The 12,220-nt window shown below is 65.7% G+C and carries 7 protein-coding genes; 2 read left to right on the plus strand and 5 right to left on the minus strand.

What is annotated here, in order from left to right; all coding sequences use genetic code 11:
* Positions 1-175 precede the first annotated feature (175 nt).
* Positions 176-2,365: a TonB-dependent siderophore receptor gene (locus CUJ89_RS34180; protein ID WP_114181880.1), complete on the plus strand. Its 2,190-nt coding sequence runs from the start codon at positions 176-178 to the stop codon at positions 2,363-2,365.
* Between the two features lie 22 nt (positions 2,366-2,387).
* On the opposite strand, the gene CUJ89_RS34185 is transcribed toward CUJ89_RS34180, so the two are convergent.
* The gene (locus tag CUJ89_RS34185) at positions 2,388-3,194 is read right to left on the minus strand and encodes a response regulator (RefSeq protein ID WP_114181881.1); all 807 of its coding nucleotides are present in this window, start codon (positions 3,192-3,194) and stop codon (positions 2,388-2,390) included.
* Positions 3,195-4,275: 1,081 nt separating this feature from the next.
* On the opposite strand from CUJ89_RS34185, the gene CUJ89_RS34190 reads away from it, so the two are divergent.
* Positions 4,276-7,869, plus strand: coding sequence for a YadA family autotransporter adhesin (locus tag CUJ89_RS34190; RefSeq protein ID WP_114181882.1), 3,594 nt, complete (start codon positions 4,276-4,278; stop codon positions 7,867-7,869).
* Between the two features lie 175 nt (positions 7,870-8,044).
* On the opposite strand, the gene CUJ89_RS34195 is transcribed toward CUJ89_RS34190, so the two are convergent.
* The 4 genes from CUJ89_RS34195 to CUJ89_RS34210 form a co-directional block, all read right to left on the minus strand.
* Positions 8,045-9,292: a citrate synthase family protein gene (locus CUJ89_RS34195; RefSeq protein WP_114181883.1), complete on the minus strand. Its 1,248-nt coding sequence runs from the start codon at positions 9,290-9,292 to the stop codon at positions 8,045-8,047.
* Between the two features lie 60 nt (positions 9,293-9,352).
* Positions 9,353-9,745, minus strand: a complete 393-nt coding sequence (locus tag CUJ89_RS34200) for a VOC family protein (RefSeq protein ID WP_114181884.1) — start codon at positions 9,743-9,745, stop codon at positions 9,353-9,355.
* A 59-nt stretch (positions 9,746-9,804) separates the two neighbouring features.
* Complete coding sequence (locus tag CUJ89_RS34205; protein WP_114181885.1) at positions 9,805-11,091, minus strand: MFS transporter; 1,287 nt, start codon at positions 11,089-11,091, stop codon at positions 9,805-9,807.
* Between the two features lie 88 nt (positions 11,092-11,179).
* On the minus strand, positions 11,180-11,938 hold the full coding sequence (locus CUJ89_RS34210) for an SDR family oxidoreductase (RefSeq protein ID WP_114181886.1): 759 nt from the start codon (positions 11,936-11,938) through the stop codon (positions 11,180-11,182).
* Positions 11,939-12,220: the final 282 nt, after the last annotated feature.

The following is a 12,220-nucleotide window of genomic DNA, read 5'->3' on the forward strand; positions in this document are numbered from 1 at the left end:
GACCGCGCCACGTTCCGCCGGTATGATCGCTGCGCTCGCGAACGACGCCCGTGGTCAGTGCATACCGCCTCGCGCGCAACCAGCATCGCCAGCACAGCAATACAGGACGGCCGCCGGCGGCGCGCCGCTCCACGATCGGGCCGAATCGGCCAGCAGCACGACGGAGCATTGAACAATGGCAACGGGGACAGGGGCGGCGCGACACGCAATGGCGATCGCGGCCGGGGGAGCATTGTGCGTGGCGGCAGCGGGCGCCGCGCACGCGCAGGCATCGAGCGCAGCCGCGACGCCGCAGGCCAACGCGGCGGCCGTGCTGCCGGCAATCGACGTGAAAGGGCAGGCCGACGCCTCGTCCGTCGGGCTCGTCGGGCTGCGAACCACGGCCGGAACGAAGACCGACACGCCGGTGGCCGAGATCCCGCAAACGATCAACATCGTGACCGCGCAGCAGATCGAGATGACCGGCGCGGCCAACCTGAACCAGGCGTTGCGCTACGTGCCGGGTTTCGCGACGTTCGGCGCCGACAGCCGGACCGACTGGTACGCGGCGCTGCGAGGCTTCACGCCGACGCTGTACGTCGACGGCGTGCCGGCGCCGAATACGACCACCATCGCGAACTGGCGTGTCGATCCGTACACGATCGACTCGATCGCGGTGCTGCGCGGCCCGACGTCGGTGCTGTACGGCGCGGGCGAGCCCGGCGCGATCGTCGACGCGCACACGAAGCTGGCCGACGGCGAGCGCGTTCGCGAAGCCGGCGTGCAGATCGGAGACTACGCGCGCAAGCAGTTCATGCTCGACGTCGGCGACACGCTCGACCCGGACGGCCGGTATGCGTATCGCTTCGTCGGCGTTGCCCGCGACGGCAATGCGCTGACCGGCCCGCATGGCGACCGGCGCGTCGCGCTGGCGCCGTCGTTCCGATGGCGGCCGAACGCCGACACGTCGCTGACGTTCTCCGCATCGTTCCTGCAGGACAGCAGCGACATCACGTCGAGCTTCCTGCCCGCGTCGGGCACGGTGCTGCCGAACCCGAACGGACGCCTGTCGCCGGACATCTACATGGGCGACCCCGGGTTCAACGACTACCGGAAGAAACAATGGTCGCTCGGCTACACGCTGGAGCACCGCGTGAATGCGATGTGGACGCTGCAGCAGGACGTGCGCTGGTCGCACCTGTCGCTCGACGACGCGACGGTGTTCGGCAATGGCCTGGCGCCTCGCAGTACGACCAACATGATGCGTGTTGCGGGGCTGTTCCAGCTCAACTACAGCCGGCTCGATATCGACAACCACGCACAGGCGCGCTTCGGCACGGGGCCGCTCGAACACACGCTGCTGCTCGGCGTGCAGTTCGACCGGCAGACGACGACCAACAGCGTGTGGCTCGCGGTGGCGCCGTCGCTCAACCTGTACCACCCCGTCTATCGGCCCGTGACGGCCGCGATCTTTTCCGGCCCGACATCGCTCGGCCATGTCGACCAGTACACGGCGATGAACGCGTTCGGCGTGTACGCGCAGGACCAGATCCGGTGGAAGCGCTGGACGCTGACGCTCGGCGGCCGTGAGGACTGGGCGAATGCGCGGTTCGACGACCGGACGGCCGGCACGCAGACGCAGCAGGACGTCAGTGCGTTCTCCGGGCGTATCGGGCTCACCTATCAGGGCGACGCCGGGTTGTCGCCGTACGTGAGCCATTCGACGTCGTTCGATCCGGTCATCGGCGTGCGCCTGTACGGTGGCGGCTTGCCGAAACCGACGCGCGGCACACAGACGGAGGCCGGGCTGCGCTGGCAGCCGCCCGGCAAGAACCTGATGCTGGGCGCGGCCGTCTATCAGATCGACCAGACCAACGTCGTGACGCCGACGCCGGTGAATCTCGACCCCACCGGCACGTCGTCCGTGCAGACCGGCAAAGTGCGCTCGCGCGGCATCGAGCTGAGCGCGGTGGGCAAGGTGACTCGCGAGCTGTCGATCGTCGCGTCGTATGTCTATCAGGACGTCAAGAACGTGCAGGCGAACGACGCGTCGCTGAACAACTGGCCGGTAGCCGTGCCGCTGCCGCGGCAGATGGCGTCGATGTGGGCCGACTGGACCTGGCATACGGGCGCGCTGTCGGGCCTCGGGATCGGCGCCGGCGTGCGCTACCAGAGCGCGTTGGCCGGCGCAACCGACAATTCGCTGACGGTGCCGAGCACGACGCTGTACGACCTGGCGATGCACTACGACATGCCGCACTGGCGCTTCGCGTTGAACGTCGCGAACCTGTTCGACCGCCATTACATCAGCGGCTGCCAGTCATACGCCGCGTGCGTGTTCGGCAACGAGCGGACCGTGCTGGCCAGCGCGAAATACAACTGGTAATCGCGATCGGGCCGAACCCGGCCTATGCGCCGCGTTGCGGTTCCCGCGTCGCGGCGGGCGTGCCTGCGTTGCGCTGGCGGCGCCACTCGGTCGGCGTGATGCCGAACCGTTCGCGGAAGGCGGTCGCGAAATTCGCCGGCGTGGAAAAGCCGATTTCCTTCGCGATGCTGGCAATGCTGAGCGACGTCGAATCCAGCAGATCCTGCGCGATGCGCAGCCGCTCGTGTCGCAGATACTCGAACACCGTCTGGCCGAGATTGTCGCGAAACGCGCGCGACAGCCGCTTTTCATGCGTGCCGACCGCGCGCGCCAGTTGCTCCACCGTCGGCGGATCGTTCAGCGTGCGCGACAGGTGGCGGATCGCCGCGCGCACGATGATGTCGTCGTCCTTGCCGGCCTCGAACGGGCTTTCCGTGTCGACAGGCCGTTCGGGCTTCGCCCGCGCGAGCTGCACGCGAATCCGTGCGAGCACTTCGGCCGGCTCGAACGGCTTTACCACATAGTCGACGCCACCGATTTCCAGCCCCTCGAGACGTTCGTGCAATTCGCCGGCCACGGTCAGGAAGATGACCGGAATCGTGCACGTCAGCGGATCGGCGGCAAGCAGCCGGCACGCGGTGAAACCGTCCATGCGCGGCATGCGGACATCCATCAGGATCAGGTCGGGCATCAGGGCCTGCGCGCGCTCGCACGCTTGCGCTCCGTCGAATGCGATGCTGATCCGGCACCCGGTGCTGCGCAGGATGTCGATCAGCAAACGCAGCTGGTCGGGTTGATCGTCGACGATCAGGATATGGGTGTCGCTCAATGCGGAGATCGATGGAGGCATCGTGCACCTGTTCTGGAAAGGCTGCTGGCTGCGTTCCTGCGGGTGGTCGGCCCGGTTCGGATATTAGTTGGAAGCCGCGCGATGAAGACGCGCAAACGCATCGCACGCTCGCATCGACATCCGGATTTCGCCGGACGACGCGGCAGGCAACCGGCCGGCGCGATACACGGCGTTCGTTGTTTTGATCGCTGAGCCGGTAAAGACGCAGAGCATTGCCGTAGTCGCGCCTGGAATGCAAGCGGCTGCCGGTATCGATGCGAGCGGAATTGTAGGAGCATATTTCGATTCCCGCCAGACGCGTTGACTCTATTTACGCCATTTCACTTTCCGGATTTGCCGTCATGTGTTGCGGTTTCCACGTGTGTCCGACGCGCAATCATGCAGTCGGCCGGTTTTTCGGCAGCGATTTGTCTGGTGGCATTTAATTCGCATCCGCTCCGGCAAAGTATTTATCCGTTTCTAAAAACATTTCGATTAATCGCGGTGGCGCGAAATCGTTTGCGCGATGGCTATGTTTTACCTAACTCATTGAATATAATGGGTTTTACAATCTATAAAGAATGTCGCCTTTAATAAAAACCAATCGTGTCTCATAATTCGTCCGAGCTTTGAATGACGGGTAGCGCAGGGCAACGGAAGGCACGGCGGGTTGTGACGGACGTTGCGCGATTCGGGTCCGGGGCATCATTTGATGCGCGTTCGAACGAATGTTCGTTGCACGGAAACGAAAATCCGGCTGTTGCAGATGAAATAAAAGAAACGGGGTTGGTCGCGGTCGGCGCGACATCAAATCAGGGTTGTTTATAACGGCGAGTTGAATCTCCGGATTCAGTCGGGAGCGAACTCGTCCATAAACAACACTATGTATTCCTGACGTAATTATCGGATTAACGGAACGGGCCGTAAGACGAACGGCGTGCCCGGGCCTTCGAACGCCTTGTCGATGCGTGTCGCCTTCGACATGGCCAGGCCGGGCATCGGAAACAGGTTCCGAACGGGAGTCGCAATCGAAGTCGTAGCTGTCAATAAAAATCAGTAGTCCGTATTCAAACCAGACGAATCAAAAACGGAGCAGAACAGCATGAAGAGGAATCAGATTTCGGCGCTCGCCGCCGCGATGTTCACGGGTGCAGGTGTCCTGATCGCGGGCGTCGCGCACGCAGACAATTTCGTCGACCGCGGCAACCCGGACAACGCGTTGAACGGCCAGTGCATCGACGGGACGAATCCGCTCTGCGTGGCAACGAAGAGCGGGAGTTTCGTGGCGGTGAGCACCGCAAACGTGACGATGGGAACGAATGCAAAGGCCGGCACCAGCGGCATCGCGATCGGCGACCAGTCGAATGCAGGCAGCAACGGCGGCACCGGCAGCGGCGGTGCGATTGCGATCGGCGTCGGTTCGCAGGCGCTGGCGAACTCGTCGATGGCGATCGGCACGGTGGCGGTTGCGCAAGGTAATACGGCACTCGCGGTCGGCCGCCAGTCGGCTGCGGTCGGCGATTTCTCGATGGCGCTCGGCAACGTCGCGGATGCGCACGGCACGAGCTCGATCGCGCTCGGCCACTCGGCGCTGGCCAGCGGCGATCGCTCGATTGCGATCGGCGGCGCGAATCCGACCACGAGCGACGGCGTATCGAACGGCGCATCCTACGATGCGGCGACGCAGACGCGCGCGGGCGGCACGCAATCCGTGGCGATCGGTGCCGGCGCGCAGACGAACGACAACAACCAGGTGGCGATCGGCTCGGGCAGCGTCGGCGCGAACAACGGCGGCACGCCGGTGTTCGGCGGCACGGCCGCGCCGGTCGGCGGCGCGGTGTCGTTCGGCGCGCTCGGCAGCGAACGCCAGCTCAAGAACGTCGCGGCTGGCGCGGCCGATACGGACGCCGTCAACGTCCAGCAGCTGAAGAACGTGAACAGTGCGCTCGGCACGAGCATCAGCAACGTCGACGCACGCGTGACGTCGGTCGGCAATTCGCTGTCGACCACGATCTCGAACGTCGACCAGCGCGTGACCAGCGTCGGCAACAGCCTCAGCACGAGCATCGTGTCGGCGACGCAGAACGTCGTGAAATACACCGACAATTCGCATGCGGCGATCGCGCTCGACGGCAGCAACGGCACCACGATCGGCGGCGTCGCGGCCGGCGTGGCCAATACCGACGCGGTGAACGTCGGCCAGTTGAAGGGCAGTATCGCGCCGCTGCAAACGTCGATTTCGACGGCGGCTTCGAACATCACGAACCTGCAGAACAGCGTATCCGGCATCAACACGTCGCTGAGCACGGCGACCTCGAACATCGGCAACCTGCAGGCGGCCGATACGCGCAACGTGAAGTACGACGGCGCGAGCGGGTTCGACTCGGTGACGTTCGCCGGCACGAACGGCACGACGCTGCACAATGTCGCGGACGGCAAGGACGTGCACGACGCCGTCAACGTCGGGCAACTGAACGGCGGCCTGGCTTCGCTCAGCACCAGCGTGACGAACAACCTCAGCACGACGCTCGGCAACCTGAGCACGTCGATCACCAGCCAGATCGGCAACGCGACGAAGAACGCCGTGCAGTACGATGACGACGCGCACGGCGGCGTCACGCTCGGCGGCCAGGGCGCGCAGGCGCCGGTCGGCCTGCACAACGTCGCGGACGGCACGGCCGCGAGCGACGCCGTCAACGTGGGTCAGCTCGGCAAGGCGACCGACACGCTCAATCAGTCGATCACGACCGTCGGCAACCAGGTCACGGCGAACACGGGCAACATCGCGGCGCTCCAGCAGGATGCGCTCCAGTGGAATCCGAGCCTCGGCGCCTACGATGCGAGCCATGGCGGCACCGGCCCGCACCTCATCAGCAACGTCGCGGCCGGCAAGAACGGAACCGACGCGGTCAACGTCGACCAGTTGACCACGGCGATCCATGACGGCACGAGCCAGCTCGATGCGCTGGCCGTGAAGTACGACGATGCGAGCAAGCAGCAGGTTTCGCTCGGCGCGGGCAACGGCGGCAGCCCGGTGCGCGTGACCAATGTCGCGGAAGGCAACGTGGCGTCCGGCAGCACGGACGCGGTGAACGGCGCGCAACTGCGCCGCGCGATCGACGGTACCGCGGCCGCGCTGGGCGGCGGCGCGACGGCGAACCCGGACGGCTCGATCAGCGCGCCGGCCTACAAAGTCGGCGGCGGCTCGTTCAACAACGTCGGCGACGCGCTCACGAACCTCGACGGCCGCGTCGGCAGCAACACGACGACGCTCGAGAATCACGAAACGCGCATCGGCAATGCCGAAACGAACATCGCCGGCAACACGGCCGCGATCGCCGGGCTGCAGCAGGACGCGCTGCAGTTCGACCCGAAACTCGGCGCATACAGCGCGGCGCGCGCCGGTGCCCCGACGAAGCTGACGAACGTGGCCGACGGCAACGTCGCCGCGGGCAGCACGGATGCGGTGAACGGCGGCCAGCTGTCGGGCGTGAAAACCACGCTCGAGCAGCAGATCACGCAGGTGTCGAACCAGACCGGCGAAGCCGTGAAGAACGTCGTCAAATACGATGTCGACACGAACGGCAACCGGCTGAATTCGGTATCGCTCGTCGGCGGGGACGCCAATTCGGCGGTCGTGCTCAAGAACGTCGCCGCAGGCACCAGCGACACGGACGCGGTGAACGTGAAGCAACTGAAGGACGTGCAGTCGAATCTCAACCAACTCGGCGCGCTCGCAGTGCAGTACGACGACAGCTCGAAGAGCTCGATCACGCTCGGCGGTGCGGGCGGCACGCGCATCACCAACGTGAAGGCCGGCACGCTCAGTGCAACCAGCACGGATGCGGTGAACGGCTCGCAGCTCTACGCGACCAACCAGCAGGTCTCGAAGAACACCACCGATATCGCGAACCTGCAGGGCAACGTGACCAACATCGCGAACGGCAAGGCCGGCCTCGTGCAGCAGCAGGATCCGAACGGCGCGATCACGGTCGGGAAGGATTCCGGCGGCACCAGCGTGAACTTCTCCGGTACGTCGGGAGACCGCGTGCTGACCGGTGTCGCGGCCGGCGTGAACGCCAACGACGCGGTCAACATGGGGCAGTTCAACGAAGCAATGAAGAGCGCGGCTGCCAACGACCAGATCCGCGCGGTGGCGACCGATGCGAACACGTCGTGGATCGCGCGTGCCGATGCAGGCTCGATCGGCTCGACGGCGACCGCGACCGGGAAGAATGCGGTGGCGGTCGGCCAAGGCTCGGTTGCCGATCGCGACAATTCGTTCTCGGTCGGTGCGAAGGGCAGCGAGCGCCAGATCACGAACGTCGCGGCCGGATCGGCGCCGACCGACGCGGTGAACGTGCAGCAACTGAACGACAACCTCACGTCGGCTTCGACGCAGGCGAAGAGCTACACCGACCAGCGCATCGGGCAGGTGTACAACTCGTTCAACGACCTGAAGAAGGACATGTACGGCGGCGTGGCGTCGGCGATGGCGGTGGCCGGCCTGCCGCAACCGACGGGCGCGGGGCGGTCGATGGTGTCGGCGGCGACCTCGAACTATCACGGGCAGCAAGGGTTCGCGGCCGGGTATTCGTACGTGACGGAGAGCAATCGCTGGGTCGTCAAGGCGTCGGTGACGGGCAATGCGCGGTCGGATTTCGGCGCGGTCGTCGGCGCGGGTTATCAGTTCTGACGCAGAGAGCCGTCTGTTGAATGGTCGGCAGCGGCGGGCATGCGGGTGATGCCTGACGCCGCCGACGAGTGCGGGGCCCGGGGTCGGCATGTCGACCCCGGGCTATTTCGTTTTGCATGACCACGCGGGTCGATGCAACAAGCCGCGTCGCGGTTACCTGCCATCGTCGCGATGATCAATCCACAACCTTGAACACCCGATTCTTCTCGATCACGACAGCCTTCGGCAGTTTGCCGTCGTCCCCGTCCGCTGCGTCGGCGCGTAGATGCCGTTCGTCGAGTGTCGGACCGGTATAGCGACTGCGCGGCCGGATCACCTTGCCAACGCGCAGCTGCTCGATGCAATGCGTGAGCAGCCCGACGCTGCGTGCGATCGCGAACAGCCCGAAGGCCGCATCGCGCGGCAATCGAAGCTGCACCGACAGCATCGCGAGCGCGACGTCGATGGTCGGCCGCTGGCCGGTGAGCGTCATTACCTTGTCGATGAAGCGGGCGAGTTCCGGCGGCGGATCGAGCCGCGCGAGCAACGCGGCCGCACGCGGGTCTCCATCGGGGTACAGATGATGACCGAAACCGGGAATCGGAATCGCGGACTTCAGGTGATGGTCGACCACGTGCTCGGCGCCGAGCCGTTCCACGTCGTCGAACACCGCGCGCACACGACCCGATGCGTCGCCGTGCAGCGGGCCCGACAAGGTCACGAGCCCGGTCAGCAGGCAGCCGGCGAGCGACGCGCCAGTCGACGCGGTGATGCGCGCGGCGAACGCCGAACTCGTGATCTCGTGATCGGCCACCAGCACCATCGCGCGGCGCAACAGATCCGCGCCACGACTGTCCTGGCCCCAGCCCGCCGCGAGCCGCTGATGGGTCCATAGCAGGCTGCCATCGTCGTGCGCGCCGAATGCGCGCGACACGATCGCGACGAGCTGGCCCGCCTCGGTGTGCAGCGCACTGTCGAGCCGGCCGAGCGTCGAGTGGCCGTGGGCGGCCAGTGTCGCGAGCATCGTGAACGCACACTGGCGATCGCGCTCGCCGGGCGGCAAGGCAACCTCGGGCGCGTCGAACGACACAGGCGTGGTCGCATTCCACAGCAGCGCAGCTGTTTCCTCTAGCGTGGCGCTCTCCGACAGCTGAATGCTGTCCCGGCCGCGATACCACGGGCGGCCCTTCGAAAAGGTGGTGATGCTGCTGTAGATACAGGGCTCGGCACCGAAGATCGTGCTCGCCGCCAGCGCCGCACGCTTGCGGCCGACCTGTTTCTTGCGGCACAGCGCGATCACGTCCTCGGCGCGATACAGGCTCTTGCGCGGATCGTCGGGATCCTGCATCACGGCGATGCTGCCGCGGCTCGCATACGCGTAGACGGTCTGCGCCCGCACGCCGAGCCGCCGCGCTGCTTCCGTCAGAGTGATCCAGTTGTGCATGAGGAGTCGTGATGAGGACGCGGCCGGTGCCCGGCCGCTTGCGCCGACTATAGACCGGGTTCAGTTGAATGTCATCTCGGCCGGGCGCCGCTCGAGCACCTCGACGAGGATCCCGCCCGGCGCCAGCACGAAACAGCCGCGCACGCCGGCGCGAATCCGCGTCACTGGCTGGACAATCTCGGCGCCGTGCTCGACCAGGTGCGCGTATGCGGCATCGAGATCCTCGACCCGTACGCCGAAGTGATCGATGCCCTGCACCCGCGGGCCGTCGGGCACGGCGGCCGATCGCGCGTCGGGCAGTGCCGTGATGAACAGGTCGACGGTGCCGATGCGCAGGTCGACGCGGCCGGGGCGCCGCACGATTTCGGCGTTCAGGCAGCGCGCGAACCACGCTGCGGTGGCCTCGGCGTCAGCGGAGCAGAGTTGCAGGTGATCCCATTTGAATTCGATCATGGTCGTGGACTGACTGTATATGAATCGCCGGAGTGGCAGGTGGAGAGGGTCGAACGGGGTCAGAGCTCGATGCGCGACAGCTTGCCGAGCAGCACCGAATACGACAGCGTGCCGACGAGGCAGATCGCGCCCATCAGGTTCAGCGCCCAGAAGAAGCTGCCGGTGTGCTGGGTCACGTAGCCGATCATCAGCGGCGTGGTGACGGCCGCGATATTGGCTGCGAGACTCGTGATGCTGCTGGTGAGCCCGACATAGCGTTTCGGCGCGATCTCGCATACGGCGGCCCAGGACATCGAGCCGATTCCCTGCGCGAAGAACGCGACGGTCAGGATCGCGATCACCAGCGCGTTCGAGTGCACGAAGTTGACGAGCACGATCGACGCGCCGAGGAAGGTGCCGATCACGAGCGGGGCCTTGCGGGACGACGACATCGACACGCCGCGCCGGATGCAAAGATCGGACAGGTAGCCGGCGATCAGGATCCCCAGCGTCGCACCGATGAACGGCATCGCCTGGAAGAAGCCGACCTTGATCATCGACATGTGCCGTTCCTCGACCAGGTAGGTCATGAACCAGGTCGTGAAGAACACCAGCAGCGTGTTGTTGCAGAACTTGCCGAGACAGATCGCGAGGATCTGCCGGTAGCCGAGCAGGCGCAGCGCCATGCGCCAGTCGAAACGCTCGCGCGCGGCCGCGACCGGACGTCCTTCGCTGATGTACTGCAGCTCGGCCGCGTTGACGCTGCGATGTCGCGATGGATCGCGATAGAGCCGGTACCAGACGATGCTGAACAGGATGCCGAAGCCGCCGGTGGCAAAGAAGACGGCGCGCCAGCCGAACGCCGACGAGATCCAGAGCAGCAGCCCGGTGAAGAGCGGCGTGCCGACATACTGGCCCATCACGTAGACGCTCGTCGCGAAACCTCGCTCCTGAACCGGGAACCACATCGTCACCGCGCGCGCGTTCGACGGAAAGGCGGGCGCCTCCAGCGCACCCATCGCAAGACGCGAGCCGAGCAGCATGTGATAGCCGTGCGCAAACCCCTGGGTCAGCGTCGCCAACGACCAGCCGACGAGCGACAGCGCATAGGCGACGCGCGAGCCGAGCATGTCGGCAAGCACGCCTGCGGGCAGCAGCGCGATCGAGTACGCGAGGCCGAACACCGCGAACAGCTCGCCCATCTGGACGCGAGTGAGCGCGAGATCCCTCGACAGTGCCGGTGCGACGATGCCGAGCGCCGAGCGGTCGACGTAGTTGAGGATGGTCGCTACCAGCAGCATCGACAGCACGCCGTAGCGCACCCTCGATCTTCTGGCGACGTCCGCGCGCGTGTCGAACTCGCGCATGACCGATACCTGCTCTTCTGCGGCTTTCAATGTCGTCTCCTGATTGTGGGCCGGCGCATGGTTGTTGTGCGCACCGGCGATCGTCCGGTCAGCCGCGCCCGACGAAGGGCATCGCGCTCGCCATGATCGTCATGTTCAGAATGTTGGCTTCGAGCGGGAGGCTCGCCATCTGCACGATTGCGTCCGCAACGTGCGCCACGTCGACGCGCGGCTCGGGTGCGACGCGGCCGTCGGCCTGCAGCACGCCGCTGTTCATGCGCTCGGTCAGCGACGTGGCGGCGTTGCCGATGTCGATCTGGCCGCATGCGATGTTGAACGGCCGGCCATCGAGCGCGAGCGAGCGGGTCATGCCGAGGACGGCATGCTTGCTGGCCGTATAGGCGATCGTGTTTGGGCGCGGCGTGTGCGCGGAGATCGAACCGTTGTTGATGATGCGGCCGCCTTGCGGGGTCTGGCGCTTCATCTGGCGCCACGCGGCGCGTGCGCACAGGAAGACGCCCGTCAGGTTGGTCGCGACCACGTCGTTCCAGAATTCGAGCGAGTAGTCGTCGAGCGGCACGGCGCCAGCATTGCGACCGGCATTGTTGAACAGCACGTCGAGGCGCCCGAATTCGCGCTCGATCTGCGCGAAGCTGGCGTCCACCGACGCCTCGTCGGCCACGTCGGTCGGGATCGCCGCGGCCACCCCGCCGGCCTGTTCGATGATCTCCTTCGTCGCCAGCAGCGGTTCGATGCGCCTGCCGAGCAACGCCACGCTGAATCCGGCTCGCGCCAATGCGGCGGCCGCTGCCTGGCCGATTCCGGTGCCGGCGCCTGTCACTGCCGCGATTTTTTTCCGTGCCTGCATTTTCACGACCTCGTCTTCAGTCCGTTGAACATGCAAAAAGCATTGCGCGGCGGCGATTCCCCGGCAATCTTGATTCTTTGAATCAATATCAACCGCCCCGTCGCGACGGGGCAGCATCAGGGTTTTCCTGAGTTCGCGGACACGCCGCTCACGAGCCGACACGGCGTGACAAGGCAACCGGAACAGACCCTGCAAGCCTGAGGCCGATACCGCGCAGACACGTTGATTGAATCAATCAATATTGACCTGCGCGGCGTGCGCTTCGTAGGCTGTGCTCCGTTT

The organism is Burkholderia pyrrocinia, assembly GCF_003330765.1.
Classification (GTDB): Bacteria; Pseudomonadota; Gammaproteobacteria; order Burkholderiales; family Burkholderiaceae; genus Burkholderia; species Burkholderia pyrrocinia_B.